General features: G+C 65.9%; 18 protein-coding genes and 1 other RNA gene. 12 read left to right on the forward strand and 7 right to left on the reverse strand.

The genetic code is table 11. The features are described from left to right. Window positions 1-21 precede the first annotated feature (21 nt). From QMG61_RS05435 to QMG61_RS05445, 3 genes are all read right to left on the reverse strand, one after another. On the reverse strand, window positions 22-738 hold the full coding sequence (locus QMG61_RS05435; protein ID WP_283493319.1) for a phage antirepressor KilAC domain-containing protein: 717 nt from the start codon (window positions 736-738) through the stop codon (window positions 22-24). Window positions 739-1,274: 536 nt separating this feature from the next. After that, entirely contained in the window at window positions 1,275-1,466 is a 192-nt protein-coding gene (locus QMG61_RS05440; protein ID WP_283493320.1) for a hypothetical protein, read from the reverse strand. Further along, complete coding sequence (locus QMG61_RS05445) at window positions 1,463-1,708, reverse strand: helix-turn-helix transcriptional regulator (RefSeq protein ID WP_283493321.1); 246 nt, start codon at window positions 1,706-1,708, stop codon at window positions 1,463-1,465. The genes QMG61_RS05440 and QMG61_RS05445 overlap by 4 nt, the downstream gene beginning before the upstream one ends. Window positions 1,709-1,875: 167 nt before the next feature. Between QMG61_RS05445 and QMG61_RS05450 the strand changes: the two genes are divergently transcribed. From QMG61_RS05450 to QMG61_RS05475, 6 genes are all read left to right on the forward strand, one after another. Further along, window positions 1,876-2,241: a helix-turn-helix domain-containing protein gene (locus tag QMG61_RS05450; RefSeq protein WP_283493322.1), complete on the forward strand. Its 366-nt coding sequence runs from the start codon at window positions 1,876-1,878 to the stop codon at window positions 2,239-2,241. A gap of 545 nt (window positions 2,242-2,786) precedes the next feature. Then, window positions 2,787-4,244, forward strand: coding sequence for a recombinase family protein (locus QMG61_RS05455; protein ID WP_283493323.1), 1,458 nt, complete (start codon window positions 2,787-2,789; stop codon window positions 4,242-4,244). 120 nt (window positions 4,245-4,364) lie between these two features. Continuing rightward, complete coding sequence (locus QMG61_RS05460) at window positions 4,365-4,769, forward strand: TadE/TadG family type IV pilus assembly protein (protein WP_283493324.1); 405 nt, start codon at window positions 4,365-4,367, stop codon at window positions 4,767-4,769. Beyond that, entirely contained in the window at window positions 4,744-5,232 is a 489-nt protein-coding gene (locus QMG61_RS05465) for a hypothetical protein (protein WP_283493325.1), read from the forward strand. The genes QMG61_RS05460 and QMG61_RS05465 overlap by 26 nt, the downstream gene beginning before the upstream one ends. Then, window positions 5,229-5,675, forward strand: coding sequence for a pilus assembly protein TadG-related protein (locus tag QMG61_RS05470; protein ID WP_283493326.1), 447 nt, complete (start codon window positions 5,229-5,231; stop codon window positions 5,673-5,675). The genes QMG61_RS05465 and QMG61_RS05470 overlap by 4 nt, the downstream gene beginning before the upstream one ends. 168 nt (window positions 5,676-5,843) lie before the next feature. After that, entirely contained in the window at window positions 5,844-6,728 is an 885-nt protein-coding gene (locus tag QMG61_RS05475) for an EamA family transporter (RefSeq protein WP_283493327.1), read from the forward strand. Between the two features lie 34 nt (window positions 6,729-6,762). Here QMG61_RS05475 and QMG61_RS05480 read toward each other — a convergent pair whose 3' ends face one another. From QMG61_RS05480 to QMG61_RS05490, 3 genes are read right to left on the reverse strand one after another with little or no spacing between them, the layout of a single operon-like run. Next, window positions 6,763-7,422, reverse strand: a complete 660-nt coding sequence (locus QMG61_RS05480) for a pentapeptide repeat-containing protein (RefSeq protein WP_283493328.1) — start codon at window positions 7,420-7,422, stop codon at window positions 6,763-6,765. Further along, on the reverse strand, window positions 7,422-7,865 hold the full coding sequence (locus QMG61_RS05485; protein WP_283493329.1) for a nitroreductase family deazaflavin-dependent oxidoreductase: 444 nt from the start codon (window positions 7,863-7,865) through the stop codon (window positions 7,422-7,424). The genes QMG61_RS05480 and QMG61_RS05485 overlap by 1 nt, the downstream gene beginning before the upstream one ends. Before the next feature lie 36 nt (window positions 7,866-7,901). After that, window positions 7,902-9,170, reverse strand: a complete 1,269-nt coding sequence (locus QMG61_RS05490; protein ID WP_283493330.1) for an MFS transporter — start codon at window positions 9,168-9,170, stop codon at window positions 7,902-7,904. A gap of 73 nt (window positions 9,171-9,243) precedes the next feature. Here QMG61_RS05490 and prfB point away from each other — a divergent pair, with 73 nt between their 5' ends. The 5 genes from prfB (at window position 9,244) to ssrA (ending at window position 13,658) form a co-directional block, all read left to right on the forward strand. Then, the gene (gene prfB, locus QMG61_RS05495; protein ID WP_283493331.1) at window positions 9,244-10,356 is read left to right on the forward strand and encodes a peptide chain release factor 2; all 1,113 of its coding nucleotides are present in this window, start codon (window positions 9,244-9,246) and stop codon (window positions 10,354-10,356) included. A gap of 88 nt (window positions 10,357-10,444) precedes the next feature. Next, window positions 10,445-11,650, forward strand: a complete 1,206-nt coding sequence (gene ftsE / locus QMG61_RS05500; protein WP_283493332.1) for a cell division ATP-binding protein FtsE — start codon at window positions 10,445-10,447, stop codon at window positions 11,648-11,650. Continuing rightward, window positions 11,647-12,561: a permease-like cell division protein FtsX gene (ftsX, locus tag QMG61_RS05505; protein WP_283493333.1), complete on the forward strand. Its 915-nt coding sequence runs from the start codon at window positions 11,647-11,649 to the stop codon at window positions 12,559-12,561. The genes ftsE and ftsX overlap by 4 nt, the downstream gene beginning before the upstream one ends. Before the next feature lie 80 nt (window positions 12,562-12,641). Beyond that, window positions 12,642-13,118 (forward strand): SsrA-binding protein SmpB, encoded by a 477-nt coding sequence (gene smpB / locus QMG61_RS05510; RefSeq protein ID WP_134509681.1) that lies wholly within the window; start codon window positions 12,642-12,644, stop codon window positions 13,116-13,118. Window positions 13,119-13,283: 165 nt separating this feature from the next. Further along, window positions 13,284-13,658: a transfer-messenger RNA gene (gene ssrA / locus QMG61_RS05515) on the forward strand. A gap of 102 nt (window positions 13,659-13,760) precedes the next feature. Here ssrA and QMG61_RS05520 read toward each other — a convergent pair. Beyond that, window positions 13,761-16,247 carry an alkaline phosphatase family protein gene (locus QMG61_RS05520; RefSeq protein ID WP_283493334.1) on the reverse strand — a complete coding sequence of 829 codons (2,487 nt, stop codon included), beginning with the start codon at window positions 16,245-16,247 and terminating at the stop codon, window positions 13,761-13,763. A 176-nt stretch (window positions 16,248-16,423) separates the two neighbouring features. On the opposite strand from QMG61_RS05520, the gene QMG61_RS05525 reads away from it, so the two are divergent. After that, complete coding sequence (locus QMG61_RS05525) at window positions 16,424-18,148, forward strand: SulP family inorganic anion transporter (RefSeq protein ID WP_283493335.1); 1,725 nt, start codon at window positions 16,424-16,426, stop codon at window positions 18,146-18,148. Window positions 18,149-18,150 lie beyond the last annotated feature (2 nt).

An 18,150-nucleotide genomic window follows, 5' to 3' on the forward strand; every position in this document is an offset into this window, starting at 1 on the left:
TCGTGATCGTAACCGTGGTGCTCACGACGACACCGCCGCGCGCGCCCCGTCGTGCAGCCGGAGCCGCAACCGGTCGAGGCCCTTGATCGTCACGCGCACCTGCGGGGCATCGACGACGCGCTCGCCCGACTTCGGGTGGTAGTGAAACTGGGGCTTCTCGGAGAGGAAGCCCTTCTCCACCCGGTCCGCGTACGCCCGCGGCTTCCCGTCAGCGGCCCGGTACGTCCACTTGATCGCGGCCAACTGGCCGAACAAGCGAGTCGGCCCCGTCGGGATGCCAGCACGAGCGAGCATCTTCGCGGCGTCGCCCACCGAGTAGTCACCCTTCGCGGAAGCGATCGCATCCCACGCATCAGCGCGCGGCGTGAGCGCTTCGATCTGCTCTGATTTCTGTTCGAGCATTCCTTGAGCTGTGACCAGCGCGCGGGCCATGAGCTGCTCGGGAGTTTCGGGAGCCGCGTAGCTGCCGGTTCTGCGGATGGCCGGGAGAACTTCATCGGTGAACCAGTCCTGCACGGCTTCGGCCCGTTCGGTGTTGCTGCGCATCAGCAGGCGATTCATCCCGCCCTCGTTCGTGATGAGCATTGTCTGCGTCCCGCTGGGGGTACTCACATCTGAGTACCCCTGTTGCTGCGGTCGAAGTAGGCGGCTTGCGTTGCCCGCGTCACGGTAGCCGAGGATGCGGGCGGCATCTGCGACCACGAACCACGGCTCACCGTCGATGAGGAGCGTTCTCACCTCGGCCCCTTGGAATGCGAATGGTACGATTTCGTTCGTCATCGAATCTCTCTTTCGTGTCATGGCCCCCGACTCGAACTCGGGGGCTTCTCTCGTTGATGGAGGCCAGTCGGCGTCCACCGTCGCCCGCGCAGAGAAGGTGTCCCGGCTGGCCTTGTGCGACGGCGAGGAGTCACACCTCGCACCACCCTCGAAGGGCTCGCCGCTGGGTGGTTACGTTCGACGCCACCCGCGCCTTGTTGGTCGCCGAGACTTAGTCGGTTCCAACGTGGGCTATCTGAGCCCACTCAGGCGGACCGTCTGGGTCCGCTCATGACGGGCTTCCATGCCCCGTCCCCAACCGCTTTGCTATGCGGTGGGCGCCCCTTCTCATTTCGTTCGGGGATCCGCTGTGAAGTTGTCAAGGTGCGCGCGCCCCCTCCTTCACGCGGACCCGGAGGCGGCATGTGGCATGGGGCAGGTAATTCCTCAGGGCGTTTTCAGACACGCCGGCGGTTAGGCCACCAGGTAGGCGGCCGAGAATGTGGGGGTGCTAGTTAGGCGGCAGCCGCGTCGCGTTCAGCGGCAGTCGTGAGGATGCGGGCGGCGATCACGCCGGTGTCACGGTAGGCGCGGGCGGAAGGCTCACGCGCTGTCATGGCTGCCACTGCGGCGTCGTGCGCCCGGTTGCGGGCGGCGGATTCGCGGCCCAGGCGGGCGGACTCGGCGACCTGCTCGATGATGCTCATGCTGCGTCCATAGCTTGAATGGCGGGCTCGCGGTCAATCTCGAATGCTTCGCCCAGTCCAAGGCCGAATGCCACGCAGAACTGGGCCATAAATGCACCGGATGGTACGCCGCCTTTTTCGATGCGGCTGAGGGTGGATCGCTCTACCCCGACGAGGCGGGCGAAGTGTTCGTCCGACGGAATGTCCCGAACTACTTTCAGCCTTTTGATTAGCCCCGTTTTGATTTTCAGTGTTGCGCTCAATGCCTGTCTCCCCGTGTCATGTTTGCTTCGGTACGTAGCAATGGTGACACAGACCTAGAGCGTTTAAGTCATTAATGCGGCATGTTGCGGCATTCTTGCAACGTGCACCCCCGAATTGGGAGCGCATTAGCCTTGCGCGTGTAGCAAAACTGCTACATTATGACGTTATGAATGAACGAACTAAAGACCATTTCCTCAAGGTCACAGGCGAAAAAGCCATCCGTGCGCTCGCGATCAAAGCCAACGTTGACCAGTCCACTTTGAACCGGCAGCTCAATGGGACCAGCAGCATAACGATTGAGACAGTTGTGGCTATCTGTCGTTCCTACGGGCTCAGATTTGCGCCCGCGTTCATTGCCGCCGGCTTCATCACCCCCAGCGAAGCCGCTGAATTCGGAATTGAGGAAGCGCTCACCCGTGCCACCGACCACCAACTGCTAACCGAGATGCTGCGCCGCGTCGAAGCTGGCAGCAACGGGTCCACCCTGAACTCTCCTGTGAGCCAGGCCATCATCGACGGGCTCGCAAAATGAGCGGCCTCCGCGCGGTGCTCTACCTGCGCCAGTCCACGCACCGTGAAGAATCCAGGGTGCACAAACGCGGACCGTTTCCAGATATCATTGAGGCATGCCCCCTAAGCGCCGAAGTATCGAAACCCGCATCTTCCAGAAGTTCAATCAGCGAGGGGAGGGCGAGTGCTGGCCCTGGACCGCTGCCAAGACAAGCGCAGGGTATGGCCACCTGCTCGCAGACGGTGGGGAGGATGGGCACAGGAAGACAGTCCTCGCTCATCGCGCCCTATATCAATTGCTCATTGGCCCCATCCCGGAGGGTGCTGTGCTAGACCACACCTGCCACACGGCTGACGCAACGTGTCCCGGAAACTCCACATGCCCGCACCGCGCATGCGTGAATCCGGCCCATCTCGACCCGGTCTCGTTTGGTGAAAACTGCATGCGTGGGCGCGGCATTGCGCCTAGGAATGCTGCCAAGACGCATTGCAATAATGGGCACGAGTACACGCCGGAGAATACGAAGCCCGGGCCGAACGGAACTCGCGCATGCCGGACATGCACCCGTGCGCGCCTTCTTCGATGGAAGGCTCGACACCCAGATTACGTCTACCCCTCGCGCCGCCATGGATAAGGCGTGCATCTATATCCGCCAGTCCACAGCGCGTGAAGAGTCAATCAGCAGCGCACTGCAAGAGCACGAGGGCCGCCGCTACGCCTCCGCACACGGCTACGAGGTCCTTAGCGTGGTCGAAGACATCGGAATCAGCGGGCGAACCTTCAAGCGCCCTGGAATTACCAAGGTCATGGCCGCGATCGAGGCCGGGGAAATTGATGTGGTAATCGTGTGGAAATGGTCTAGAATTTCCCGCTCCCGGCTTGATTGGGCCGTGGCCGCTGACCGGGTGCAAACTGCGGGTGGGCGCATCGAGTCGGCCACCGAACCACTCGACACCACCACCTCGACGGGTCGCCTTGCGCGAGGGATGATGACAGAGTTTGCCGCTTTCGAGTCTGAGCGGATCGGGGACGGGTGGAAAGAGACTCATGCGCGCCGGATCAGGAATGGTCTGCCGGCGAATGGAAAACCCCGGTTCGGGTATGAGTACGCGAAGGGCGCCGGGTTCACCGTGGACGCCGTGAGCGGCCCCGTACTGCGTCAGGCGTTCACCCGGTACCTCGGAGGGCAGTCTATGTATTCGCTCGTGCAATGGCTGAATGCTGGCGGCACGAGGCCGGTTGGTGGGTACGGGGTGAAGGGTGACGGGCTCTGGTCGGATCGGACGCTGCGGCGGGTCATGGATTCCGGGTTCGCGGCCGGTTTCATCTCGTCCGGTGGCGAACTATCCCCTGGCGCGCACGAAGCGATCCTTACCCCGCCCGAATGGGATGCGTACCGGGAGGCGCGAGGGAGGCGTAGCACGTACGGGCGCATCGAACGATCGGAGTACCTGCTGTCGGGGATGGTGTGGTGTGCGTGCGGGTCGAAGATGACGGCGGGCCAGTTCGGGGCGGGCAAGGTGGCGAAGTACCGGTGCAAGGATGCTCATTCGAAGCGCACACATTCGGGCGGGTATGCTACGGCGTCACTGGTGGAGGCTGCCGTGTTTGCGTGGCTGGTGGAGCGCGAGGCCGAGCTGCGGGATGCGGCGGCGGCGGCGCTCAAGACCGGGCCGAAGCGGGCGGTGGCGAATCCGGGGGCGCAGTTGGCTCGGAAGATCACGGCGTTGGATGCGCGCATGGATGCTCTCACGGCCCGGCTGATTGATTCGGGTATCCCGAAGGAAAGCTACACGCGCCTGCGTGACGCGATGGAGGCCGAGCGCAAGACCTTGGAGGCGGAACTGCTGGCGTCGTCCGTGCGGGCATCTCACGCCCCGCTCGTGGTGCTGCCTGAGGTGATAGCCCAGTGGGACCGACTGTTGGTCCCGGAGCGGCGCGAGATCCTGCGCTCACTGATTGAACGGGTCTCGGTGACGCCGGGTCGACCTCGCGCGAGTGTTGCGATCACTGGAAGAGATTAGACACGAGTCATGTTGATGACCGCCGGGCTGGTCATCATCATCTGGGGTCTCGCCGGCCCGGCCCTGAGCGGAGTGTTCCAGCAGGCCATCGACCGCGTGAGCGGTTTCTGACCGCGGACCATGGCCCACCTGCGACGCACGTCCGGGCCCGCCGGGGACCTTGGTTCGGCGGCGGCCGAGTTCGTGATGGTCGGCGCGCTCCTCACGGTGCTCACCCTCACCGTCATGCAACTGGCCCTCGCCCTGCACGTTCGCAACACCGCACTCGATGCGGCGGCCGAGGGTGCACGGTTCGCCGCGCTCGCCGATTCCAGCCTGGCCGAGGGCGTCGCGCGCACCAGGGAACTGGTCACCGTGGCGCTCGGTCCCGGCTACGCCACGGATGTCGTGGCCGGCTACGGCGAGTACGACGGCTACCCGAGCGTGCAGGTTCGGGTTGTCGCGCCCCTGCCGCTGCTTGGCCTGATCGGACTCGACCGCGGACTGGAGGTGGTGGGCCATGCCGCCGTTGAGCGCCTGGGCTGAGACTCGGACCGGTACGGGGCGGAGGCTCCGACTGCCGCACGACGACACAGGGTCGGCCTCCCTCGAATTCATCACCGCCGGCATGATCCTTCTGGTCCCGCTCGTCTACCTTGTGGTCGCCCTGTCGGCGCTGCAGGGCGGGGCCTTCGCGGTGGAGGGAGCCGCACGGCAGGCCGCTCGCGTGTTCGTGCAGGCGCCCGACGAGGCCGCGGCGTATGCCGGTGCCCTCCGAGCGGTGCGGGTCGGACTCGACGACTACGGCATTCCCGGGGACAGTGCCGAGATGACCATCGACTGTGGGGCCGGCGGATGCCTGGCCAGGCGGAGTCCGGTGTCCGTCACCGTGCGGATTCGGGTGCCGTTGCCGCTGGTACCCGACCTGCTCTCCCTTCGGAGTGCGGCGAGCATCCCGATGGAAGGTGTGGCCACGCAGACCGTCTCCCGTTTCCGGCGGGCCGGATGATGCCCCGGGGGCACCGCGCATCCGATGACGAGGGATCGACCCTGATCCTGACGATCTTCTACGGATTCCTCGCCATTGTTCTGATCCTCGTCGTCGTCGGGGCGAGTTCGCTCTACCTCGAGCGCAAACGACTGCTCGCCCTGGCCGACGGGGCCGCGCTCGCCGGTGCCGAGTCCTTCACCCTCGACGCCGTGTCCCTGGAAGCGCAGACGCCTCGGCCGGTGCTTCGCTCAGTCGAGGTGCGTGCGGCCGCTGAGGCCTACCTGACCGTTGCGCCCCATGGCGGAGTGGTCGGAGTGCAGCTGACCGGGGCCGACTCGGCGGATGGTCGGAGCGCCACCGTCTCGCTCGGCGCGATCTGGCGCCCGCCGGTGCTGGCCTTCTTCCTGCCGGAGGGCGTGCCGCTGGAGGTCACGGCCGTTGCCAGATCCGTGTTCCGGTGAGCGGGGAGCGGGGAGCAGGGAGCAGGGAGCAGGGCGCAAGGAGCGGGGAGCAGGGAGCAGGGAGCGGAGAGCAGGGAGAAGGGAGCAAGGAGCGGGGAGCGGGGACACCGGTCCCGGTGAACCGGTACTCTCAAAAGCGCGCTCGTTCGGGCGCGGACGAGGAGAGCCGTGACCGCCCAGCGCGACCGTTTGGCTGGCGCGGGCGCACAGCTCGCCACCGAAGTGAGCATCAACTTCGGATCCTCGCTTGCCGGCCTGGCCATTCCGCTGGTCGGCTCACCCGTCGTGGTCGCGGTCAGGCAACTCGTGATGGCCTGTGTGGTGCTGCCGTTCTACCGTCCGAAACTGGCGAACCTGTCCTGGCGCAGGCTCTGGCCGGCCCTGGCGCTCGGGTTGGTCCTCGCGATCATGAACCTGACCTTTTACGAGGCCGTCGACCTGCTGGGACTGGGCGTGGCCGCGACCATCGAGTTCCTCGGCCCGTTCGCCCTCGCTCTCGCGTCCTCGCGGCGCCCCATCGATTTCATCTGCGCGAGTGCAGCAGCGGCCGGGGTCTTCCTGCTCACCTGGTCCGCGGGGGAGCTGAACTTGCTCGGTATCCTCTTCGCTCTGGCGGCCGCAGCATCCTGGGCGGCCTACATTCTTCTCACCCGGCGGGTGGCCGTGACCTTTCCGGGGCTCGAAGGCATCTCGGTGGCCAGCGTCGTGAGCCTGACCCTTCTCGTGCCGTTCGCGCTCGTCACGGTGGACTACTCCAGCCTGAATTGGAGTGTCGTCGGGCTATTGCTCGCGGTCGGTGTGCTCTCCTCGGCCTTTCCCTACACGCTCGACACCTACATCCTGCGCCGGATCACCCCGCGCCTCTACGCGATCATCACGAGCTTCGGCCCGGTCGTCGCGGCCCTGTTCGGCGCACTGGTGCTCGGGGAGACGTTCCTGGTGCAGCAGGTGGTGGCCATCGTCGTTGTCTGTACGGCAGCCGGAGTCTCGATCGCCACCCAGCGCGATCGCCCGAAATCCGACCTCGAGATCACCGCGGGCGCGATCTCCTGATCCTGCCGCTGCGCGGCGCTGCACCCGCGGGACGCTATTCGACGACGATTCCGCCGTGGGCCGCGAGCAGGGGAGCGAGCAAGCTCAACTGCTGGTCGTCGATGGTCGCGCCGCGGAGCCCGTCAAGGCCACGGATGACGCTGAAGCCGGTCGAACGCAGATCGACGTCTTTGAGGGTGGCGCCGGACAGATCGAGGGTGCCGATTCGGCAGTCCCGCAGCTCCACCCGTTGTGCGACGACGCTGCCGAGGTCGAGTTCTTCGATGATGCAGTTGGAGAAGAGCACGTCGGTGAGCCTGGCGTTCCGCAGATTCACGAAATCGAGTTTGGAACCGTCGATGTGAACACCGCGGAGTTCGGACTCGTAGAGCTCGACCGAGCCGAGTCTGGAGCGTTCGATGCGCACGTCGCGCCAGCTCGAGCGCGGTGCTTTCAGCACTGCGGCGTGCACTTCACCGGCGACGCACTCGGCCAGGGTCGCACCGCGCAGGGTCGCGCCGTCGAGCGAGACCCGGTGGAATTCACACTCGAGAAAGCCGGCGCCGGTGAGGTCGCGGCCGGACAGATCCAAACCGTCAAAGATTAGGGCGTCGTAGCTGCCGCCGGCCCGCACGGCGGCCGGGTCGGCGGCGCTGAGTCCGCTCAGACGGATCGGGTCGATGAGCGGACCGCGGGTCGCCGAACGTGCCGCCATCAGGAGGCGGAGGCCGGTTCGAGCACGAAGACGGGGATGACGCGGTCGGTTTTTGCCTCGTAGTCCGCGTAATCGGGGTAGGCCGCGACCGACCGGGCCCACCATTCGTCCCGTTCGGCGCCGCTGACCTCGCGGGCGACCATGTCCCATTTTTGCGGACCGTCCTGAAGCTCGACGAGCGGATGCGCGACCACGTTGGCGTACCAGACCGGGTTCTTCGGACTGCCGCCGAGCGACGCGATCGCGGCATAACGACCCTCGTGCTCCACCCGCATCAACGGGGCCTTGCGCAGCTTGCCCGACTTCGCACCGACGGTGGTCAGCACGATGACGGGCATCCCGCGCATCGTGGTGCCGTCCTGTCCGCCAGAGCTCTCATAGAGGTCGACCTGGTCGCGTACCCATTTTTGAGGGCTGGGCTCGTATTCTCCGTGCAATGGCATGTCACCATTCAACGCGATTCGCGGGGCCGGCATTCCCTACGGTCGTCGCCGGGGCCGACCCGGCGCGTAGCGCGGAAGGTAACGCCCGAGGATCACCGCACCGAGTAGCCCGAACACCCCCATCACTCCGCTCGCGAGCGACAGGGACGCCAGCGCGGTCAGACCAGACACCGCCAGGGGAGCGGCGGCGCCGCCGAGGTCCGCCGTGAAACGCCACGCACCGAGGAACGGTGCCGGATTCTTCTTCGGGGCGAGGTCGGCCCCGAGAGTCATCAACAGACCGCTGCCGATCCCGTTGGCCAGGGACAGGAACATCGCGACGGCGATGAACCATTCCACGTTGCTCGGCAGGTCGTGGGTGGCCGCGAGCACGAGGTGCCCGGCGCCCAGGCCGATCATCGACGGCAACGCCGTCCACATCCGGCCGAACCGGTCCATGATCTGGCCGCTGGCGTAGAACAGCGCGAAGTCAATGCCGCCGGCGATGCCGATGATCAGCGCGATGTCCGGCTCGCTGATGCCGATGCTCACGGCCCAGAGCGGCAGGATCACCGTGCGGCTGGCGCGCATGGCACCGATCAGCCCCGCGCCGGAGCCGAGCTTGCCGAGCACGGCCCGGTAGCTCCAGATGGTGCGGAAGAGCCCCTCGGATTCCTTGGCCGCCAGTTCCTCGCCGGCGCTCCGCACGGTGCCGTCGGCTGCGACGGACATCTCGGGCTTCCCGAAGGTGCTCGACGGGTCGCGGAGCAGCAGGAGCATGGCGGCAGCGCCCAGGCAACAGACCACGAAGACCCAGAACACGGACTGGGTGTTGCCGGTCACCCGGATCAGGCCGGTCGCGATGAACGGTCCGATGAACCAGCCGGCCCGGAAGATGCCGCCGAGGGTGGACAGTGCCCTGGCCCGGTAGGCGAGTGGCACGTATGTCGTCATGAAGGCGTGCCGGGCCAGGGCGAACACGGCGGTCGCCAGGCCGACGAGGAAGATGCCCACGCCGAGCATCAGCGGGCTCGTGGCGGCGATGCAGATCAGCACGGCGATGATCGCGAGCAGCGAGGCCCAGATCATCGCGTTGCGCTCGCCGATCCGGGAGACCACCCAGCCGCTGGGAATGTCGCCGATGAGCTCGCCGACCATGATCATCGCGGCGATCAGCCCGGCGATGGCCAGGGACGCTCCGAGGTTGTTGGCGACGATGGGAATGAGCGGAATGATCGCGCCCTCGCCGATCGAGAACAGCAGGGTCGGCAGGAAGGCGGCGAGTGCAACAGAGCGCAGGCTGAAGGAGCGTTCTTCGTTACTCATGGCTCCTCGATGCTACTTCAGCACCCGCGCGGCAATGACCTCCGCCGAGCGGCCCGGTAGGCTGGGGTCCGACATGATTGAGCTGGACTTTTCGGAGCAGATCGCCGCACTGCGGGCCACCTTTGACGACATCCGGTCGGTGATCGATATCGATCGGCTTCGCACGGACATCGCCGACCTGAGCGAACAGGCCGGCGCGCCCGACCTGTGGGACGACTCCGAGCACGCCCAGAAGGTGACCAGCGCCCTCAGCCATCGCCAGTCCGATCTGGCCCGGATCGTGAGTATCGAGCGCCGCCTCGACGATCTCGAGGTCCTCGTGGAGATGGCCAATGACGGTGAGGGCGACGAAGAATCCGCCACGGAAGCGACCACCGAGCTCGCAAGCCTGCAGAAGGTGCTCGGGCAGCTCGAGGTGCAGACCTTGCTCAACGGCGAATTCGACGAGCGTCCCGCCGTCGTCACGATCCGTTCCGGTGCCGGCGGCGTCGACGCCGCCGACTTCGCCGAGATGCTGTTGCGGATGTACCTGCGCTGGGCCGAGCAGCACAACTACCCGGTCCAGGTTCTCGACGTCGGCTACGCCGAGGAGGCCGGCATCAAGTCCGCGACCTTCCAGGTTGATTCCCCGTATGCCTTCGGCACGCTGAGCGTCGAGGCGGGCACCCATCGGCTCGTCCGGATGAGCCCGTTCAACTCTGCGGGCAAACGTCAGACGTCGTTCGCCGCGGTCGAGGTCGTGCCCCTGATCGAACAGACCGAATCGATTGAGATTCCCGACACGGACATTCGAGTCGACGTGTTCCGTTCGAGCGGTCCAGGCGGCCAGTCGGTGAACACGACCGACTCCGCGGTGCGGATCACCCACCTCCCGACCGGCACCGTGGTGAGCTGTCAGAACGAGAAGAGCCAGATCCAGAACCGGGCCGCCGCTCTGCGGGTGCTGCAGTCACGTCTGCTCCTGCTGCAGCGCGAGCAGGAGGCCGCGACCAAGAAGGAACTGGCCGGGGTCATCACCGCCAGCTGGGGCGACCAGATGCGCAGCTACGTGCTCGCGCCCTACCAAATGGTGAAGGATCTCCGCACCAACCACGAGACAAACAATCCCAGCCAGGTCTTCGACGGTGACCTCGACCCGTTCATCGCCGCCGGAATCCGCTGGCGCAAGCAGGCACCGAAGGACTAGCGCCTCGCGGACCGCTTTTCGGTCCGAGTCTGCGGTTGGGTATGTCGCAGTAGGAAAAACCCAGAAGCCTGCTTAGGCTCAAGGGGCCATGATCCGTTTTGACAACATCACCAAGAAGTACCCGGGAACCAACCGACCTGCCCTGGACGCCGTCAGCGTCGAAGTGCTGCGCGGCGAGTTCGTCTTTCTCGTCGGCGCGTCCGGCTCGGGCAAGTCGACCTGTCTGCGACTCGTCCTCAAGGAGGACCGACCGACCAGCGGCAGCATTCACGTGCTCGGTCAGGATCTGCGGTCGATCTCGAATCGCAAGGTGCCGTATTTCCGCCGCAATCTCGGAGTGGTCTTCCAGGACTTCCGTCTGCTGCCGAACAAGTCGGTCTTCGACAACGTCGCCTTCAGCCTTCAGGTCATCGGCAAGTCGCGGGGCTTCATCCAGGAAGCCGTTCCGGACACCCTGAAGATGGTCGGCCTGGCCGAAAAGGCGCAGCGACTGCCCCACGAACTCTCCGGTGGTGAACAACAGCGCGTGGCCATCGCCCGTGCGATCGTGAACAAGCCGCAGGTGCTGCTCGCCGACGAGCCCACCGGAAACCTCGACCCCGCGACCAGCGCAGGCATCATGGCGCTGCTAGAACGGATCAACGCCGGCGGCACAACCGTGATCATGGCGACCCACGAGGCCGGCATCGTCGATCAGATGCGCCGCCGCGTGATCGAGCTTGCCGGCGGCAAGATCGTGCGCGACGAGCGCCAGGGCGGCTATGCCACCTCGGCCATTCCAACCATCACGGAGGGCTCCGGTTCGCATCGGCACTCCGACGCCCCGGCGGTTCCCGTCCCAGTCGTCCAGGCCGCAGCGGCTCGCGACTCTGCGGCCCCGGTCACGCACGCCCCGGTCGCGCACGCCCCGGTCGCGCACGCCCCCGCTTTTCCCGCCGTCGCCCCCGGCCTCCCGTCGGTCTTCGCCCCGGCTCCCGCCCAGCCGCTCACCCATCCCTCCGCGCCTGAGCCGGTCGTGGCACCCGCCGCGCGCCAGACGCCGGTGCCGAGCCGGCCCTGGCGTGAGCAGACGTCCGCGACCGCGGCCGACACGGGCATGCCCATGCGGCAGCCAGACCCGGAGCCGGACGAGGCTCCACCCGCCGAGACGGGCCGTCCGATGACGCGGCCGGTGCTGCCGGTCACCCAGCACGACGTGCCGGAACAGCTGACGCTGGCCGAGAAACTCGGTCTGCGCGCCCCCGGCGAGAAAACGGACCAGTCCGGCGAACAGAATGTAGGACCCACCCGATGAGACTCGGCCTTGTGCTCTCCGAAGCCGCAAGCGGCCTCCGCCGCAACGCTTCAATGGTCGTGTCGGTCGTTCTCGTGACCTTCATCTCGCTGACATTTGTCGGCGCCGCCATCCTGATGCAGATGCAGGTCGGTCAGATGAAGAGTTTCTGGTACGACCGGGCTCAGGTCGGGATCTACATGTGCACCGCCATCTCGCCCGGCGAGACCTGCACCGCGGGCGAGGCCTCGGCAGACCAGATCGACTCGGTCACGGCCCAGCTCGAGTCGCCGACCCTGGCACCGTTCATCGACAAGTACTACTTCGAAACGCACGATCAGGCTTTTGAGAACTTCAAGAAGCAGTTCGCAGGCAACCCGGTGGCCGACTATGTGACCCCCGACCAGCTGAACCAGACCTTCTGGGTCAACCTGAAGGACCCGTCTCAGTCCGATGTGCTCGTGGAGAGCCTGTCCGGCGTCTCGGGGGTGGAGAACGTTGCCGACCAACGGAAGTACCTCGACCAGATCTTCTCCGTGCTCAACGTCGCCAGTTACACCGCGATCGGGATCGCCGCGCTCATGCTGGTGGCCGCGGCGCTGTTGATCGCCACCACGATCCGGCTTTCCGCGTTCTCACGACGCAGGGAGCTGGGGATCATGAGGCTGGTCGGGGCATCGAACCGATTCATCCAGACCCCGTTCATCCTCGAAGGTGTCTTCGCCGCACTACTCGGTTCCCTCCTCGCGGGGGGAGCGATCGTGGCCATCGTGAACTTCTTCGTGCAGGGCTACCTCGGTGAGCGGTTCAAGGGGTTCTCCCTGGTGGGGATGGAGGACGCCCTATTCGTGGTGCCGATCCTGCTTGTCGTCGGTGCGGTGCTTGCAGCCTTCTCGGCACAATTCGCGATCACCCGCTATCTCAAGGTTTGATCCGAGAGGCTCACTCGCACGCTAGACTGATTGGCTGGCCGCCACCGGGCTGCCGGTCCACCATCGTTGAGGAGTAAGCCGTGCCCAGGGAACAAGGCGAGAAGGTCGTATCGACCAATCGCAAGGCACGCCATGATTACCTGATCGAGGAGACGTACGAGGCCGGAATGGTGCTCAGTGGCACCGAGGTCAAGTCGCTCAGGGCCGGGCGCGCATCCCTGGTCGACGGCTACGCGTTCATCGAGTCGGGCGAAGTCTGGCTGGATGCCGTGCACATCCAGGAGTACAAGGCCGGCACCTGGACGAACCATCCGCCGCGGCGCAAGCGCAAGCTCCTCCTGCACAAGCAGGAAATCATCAAGATCAGCCACAAGACGAAAGAGGGCGGCTACACGCTCGTCCCGCTGCGAATCTATTTCAGCAACGGCAACGCCAAGGTCGAAATCGCCGTCGCCAAGGGCAAGAAAGAATACGACAAGCGCCAGACGCTGCGGGAACGCCAGGACAAGCGCGAGTCCGACCGGGCCATCTCGGCCAGGAAGAACCTGGGCGACTAAGACCGGGCGGTTTGCCGGCGATCGAGACATCGACGCCCGGAAGATTCTGTTGTAGAGTTAAAGGCTGCACGGGGCGTTCGCAAGAACTCGCCGGGCAGACTTGGAAACTCAACAGCGTGTGATAGTGACCCACCTGAGTGCCGCACGTCGGCATCGGGTGCATATGGGGATGATCGGTTTCGACATTGCCTGCGCAATTATGAGAAGCGGGTCGAGGATGCAGGGTTATCTCGTAAACGATCTCTGCAAAACGATAAGTGCCAAATCAAACCGCACTGACTTCGCCCTCGCTGCCTAAGCGAGCGCACTAAGAAGTCCGCCAGACCGGGAATGCTCTCTACCCGGATCCTGACGTCATTTAGAGAGATTGCTCCTACTCTGAGCCGCGGGGTGTAGGGGGACTTAAACGAGGGCTGGGCTTGTCGGAGTAGCTGACAGTGGCAAATTCCGGAGCCGAGTAAAACGATTTCACTGGATACACCCGTAGAAGGCATATGACCACAGCAGTGGACCGGGGTTCAATTCCCCGCATCTCCACCATCGGTCGCTATCACACGCTGTTGCTTGTTCCGAGGACGGCGGCTCGAGGGTCGAACGAGAAAGGCCCGGATCCCCAGGGATCCGGGCCTTTCTCGTCCTCGGTCAGTTGTCGTCGTCGTCCGTTCCTGCTGCCGCACCGGAGCCGATGATGTAGTGCTTCGGCTTCGGCATTTCCGAACCGGCGCCGTGCACCGATTTCCAGATGGCCCGGTTGTACAGCTGCTCGTCGATCTTGTCCTCGGTATCTGTGTTCTGCCCTTCGACCGCTCCGGCCAGCGGCGCGTTCGCGCTGTTGACCGTGGTCATGTCATAGCTCGGCCTGATCGCCGAATACGGGTTGTTGTCGGCGGTCGAGGTGAACGACGCGCTCATCGGCGTCGCGAACGCGTCGAACTGGGTCATCGGCTGGATGCCCGCGAGCAGTCCGATGGTATGGACCATCGAGGCGGTGCTGTAGAAGGTGGAATCCACCTTCCCGGTCTGGGTGTACGGGCTGATCGCCAGTGCAACAGTGCGGTGGGCGTCGACGTGGTCCGGGCCGTTCTGGGCGTCGTCCTCGGTCACGAAGATGGCGGTGTCACCCCAGATCCGGGAGTGCGACACTGTGTCGACCAGCTGGCCGAGGGCGAAGTCGTTGTCGGCCACGTAGGCCTTCGGGGTCGGTTTCCCGGCCCGGGTGGCCTGGGTGTGGTCGTTGGGGAGTCGAACGAACTGCACCGTCGGCACGGTGCCTGCCGCGACGTTGGCGGCGAAGTCCCTGGACCACTCGTCGATCCGGGGTGAACCGCAGTCCGCCTTCAGCGGTGCGAAGGTGCCCGCGGAATCAGGGCAGGAGAGGTCATAGCCCCGGTAGTCGTGGTCGGTCTGGGCGTCGAGCACCGGGTCCTGGGCTTTGGCCTGCCCTCCGGCCAGGCCGACGAAGAATCCGTAGTTGCGGAAACTGACCCCGGCCCTGGCCAGGCGCTGCCAGACATAGCTGTTGTCCGGCTCCTGAGCCGCGATTTCGGGGTTCGCGTTCTCGCTGGGGTACGGGGCGTTCCGGCCGGAGTAGTTGGCCGGCCACATCTGTTCCGCGTACGGGTTCGAGTTCGCCGACGCGACCCAGTTCCAACCGTTCGCGCTGACCTCCGCATCCGCGTAGAAGTTGTCGATTGTCGTGAACTGCTTCGACAGGGCGCGAACATTCGGAGCCGATTCGTCGCCGAAGAGGTTCAATGCAGGGTCCCCGTTGCCCCTGCCGAGGCTGCCGAGTACCTGATCGTAGGTGCGGTTCTCCTTCACCACGTAGATCACGTGCTTGATCGGGCTGTTCTGACCGGGTTTACGCGGGATGACCTCTCCCGCCGCTTCGGCCGAGCGATTGTTGCTGGCCACCTGCCGGGTCGCCTTCTTCAGGGCACCGGAGACCGGGACCTCGAAACTGCTCAGAGTTCCGGTGATCATGGAGCCGGTGTACTGGTCCTCGGCCGTCGCCGCTCCCGATTCCGGGTCGGGATGGCCGTCACCGTTGTTCGGTCCGGCGCCCAGGCCCTTGGCGTTCGTGGTGTGCAGCCGGCCATCGGCGAAGGACAGCGAAGTGGGATACCACCCCACGGGAACGACCCCGTCCACGGTCCGCGTGCCGAGGTCGATGACCGCCACGTCGTTGTTGCCTGAGTTGCTCACGAAGAGCTTCGATCCGTCGGCATTGAGGGCCAGCCCGGTGGGATTCGACCCGATCGGTGAGTCCGCCGTGGGCGCCACGCTGATCGATGACGTGGTACCGGCTACGAGGTCGATGACCGAGACTGTGTCGGCGTCCCCGTCGGCCACATAGAGGTGGACGGCATCCGGGGCCAGCACCGACTTGTTCGGGTGCAGCCCGGTCTCCAGAGTGTCGGTTGTGGCCGGTACGCCGCCGGCGAGGCTGACCACCGACACGCTTGCGGCACCCTGGTTGGTCACATATGCGGTGAGTCCGTCCGCGGCCAGCGTCACCCAGAGCGGACGGTGGCCGACGGGGGTGGTCGCGACGGCGCCGGTGCCGAGGTCGATCACGGAGACGGCGTCGGCGAGTTGGTCCGCGACGACCAGGTGCGTTCCGTCGGGGGTCAGCGCCAGGCCGGCCGGGAAGAGATTGAGGGCGCTGCCGTCGGGCGCGGTGGCGGGCAGCGGAAGGGAGGCGCCCTCCGTGAGGACGCCGTCGGCATACGAGTAGGTGCGGATCTTTGAGTTGGCTGCGGCGCTCGCGAAGGCCTTCGTGCCGTCCTGGCTCCAGGCAAGCCCCATGTAGAGGGACTCGGGGGAGGAATACGGAATGGTCTGCGTGACCGTGCCGGCCGCCACATCCACGACCTGCAGCGATTGCGTGCCCTGCCCGTTGTTGGTGACGAGCAGTGTTTTCCCGTCCGGGGAGAGAGCGGAGTTCAGGGGGAGATCGCCCAGACTGGTCTGGCGACCCGTCGGTGTGACCCGCTGGCCCACCGGCGTGACGGCTGTTCCGTCCGCCTGGGGCCCGGCAACAGTGGGGACGATCGCTGCCGCGGCAATCCCGCCGACGAGGCCGAGCGCGATGAGGGCGACCAGCCCGGTGGATGTCTTTATTGTCATGGTGCCCACGGTAGGAACGCGGCAAGTCTCCCCGAGGCCGTTCGTCGAGATTCCGGATGAACGTCAGACGACGTTCGAGAGCCGGGGCGGGAAACGTCGCAGGTCGGCACCCAATTCCCCACTGATCGGCGATGGAAGCACGCCGATGCGCCACAATGGGCCGTGGGAGGAGCTGCATGGCTTCGAAGTGGCTGCGGAGTTTGGTGCCCGGGATCGACACGGCACTGGGCTACCGGCGCGCGTGGCTTCTGCCCGACCTCCGCGCCGGACTGGTCTTGACGGCGCTGCTCATCCCGGTGGGCATCGGCTATGCGGAGGTCGCGGGACTGCCTCCCGTCACGGGCCTGTACGCCACGATCATTCCTCTGGCCGCCTACGCTCTGTTCGGGCCATCCCGAGTACTGGTCCTCGGGCCGGATTCAGCCCTGGCGCCAATCATCGCGGCCGCAATAATCCCGCTCTCCCTCGGCGATGACGAGCGCGCCGTCGCCCTGGCCGGGCTCCTGGCGATCATGGTCGGAGTGATCCTCCTGTTCGGCGGAGTGCTCCGGCTCGGATTCGTGACCGATCTGTTGTCCAGGCCCATTCGAGTCGGTTACCTCAATGCGCTGGCGCTGCTCGTGATCGTGTCGCAGCTTCCCGCGTTCCTGGGTTTCTCGATCAGGTCCGAGTCGCCCAGCCGCGACGCGGTCGCCATCGTGTCGGGCGTGCTGGGCGGGCAGGTCAACCCGATCGCGCTGCTCTTCGGTCTCGCTTCGCTTGGCCTCATCGTGGTGACGACTCGGGGCAGGGCCCGGATCCCCGGGGTTCTCGTGGCCGTCGTACTGTCCACCGTTCTGACCATGGTCTTCGGCCTGCAGGACGTCGTGCGCGTCGTCGGGGCGCTGCCCAAGGGGCTCCCGGCGCCGGCGCTCGGCGGACTCGACTGGGCGGACGCGGCGGCATTGGTGGTCCCGGCCCTGGGGATTGCGCTCATCGCTTTTGCCGACACGGCGGTGCTGTCGCGCACGTTCGCGGCCCGCCGGGGAGAGAACGTCAACGGAAGCCAGGAAATGGCGGCAATCGGCGTGTCCAACGTCGCGGCGGGGCTGCTCGGCGGGTTTCCCGTATCGGCGTCTTCGTCGCGCACGCCCGTCGCGGAAAGGGCAGGGTCACGCACACAACTCACCGGGGTGGTCGGGGCCGTGCTCATCGTGGTGTTCATGCTGGTGGCTCCCGGGGTGACCGCCTACCTGCCCACCGCGGCCATCGCCGCCGTGGTCATGGTGGCCGCGGCCGGCCTGATCGACGTGCGTGGCTTGATCGCCCTGATCCGGATGAACAAGGTCGACGCCGGGCTGTCCCTCGCGGCATTCCTGGGGGTTCTGGTGTTCGGGGTGATCGAGGGCATCGCGGTGGCGATCGTGCTGTCACTGGGCGCCTTCGTCAGCCGTGCCTGGCGCCCCTACCGCGCTGAACTCGGCCGGATCAGGGGCGTTCGCGGCTACCACGACCTGTCCAGGCATCCGGAGGGTGAGCGCCTGCCCGGCATCATGATCGTGCGCTTCGACGCCCCGCTCTTCTTCGCCAACGGCGGGATCTTCGACGACTACGTGAGAGCGTCCGTCACCGGCGCCGACCGCGATCTGCACACCGTCATCCTCGCGGCCGAGCCGATCACCGACATCGACACGACCGCGGTCGACGAACTGCTGGGGCTCGACGATTTCCTCGCCTCCCGGGGGATCGTCCTCATCTTCGCCGAGATGAAGGGGCCCGTGAAGGATCACCTGCGTGACTACGGGTTGAACCGGCGTTTCCCACCCGAACGGTTTGCCGACACCGTCGGGGCTGCGGTCGACAAGGCGACCGGAACCCTACGCGGCGACCTCGACGGCACCCAGTGGGGGAGCGAGGCCTGACC

The sequence above is a fragment of the Cryobacterium sp. PH31-AA6 genome, from assembly GCF_030063195.1.
Lineage (GTDB): Bacteria > Actinomycetota > Actinomycetes > Actinomycetales > Microbacteriaceae > Cryobacterium.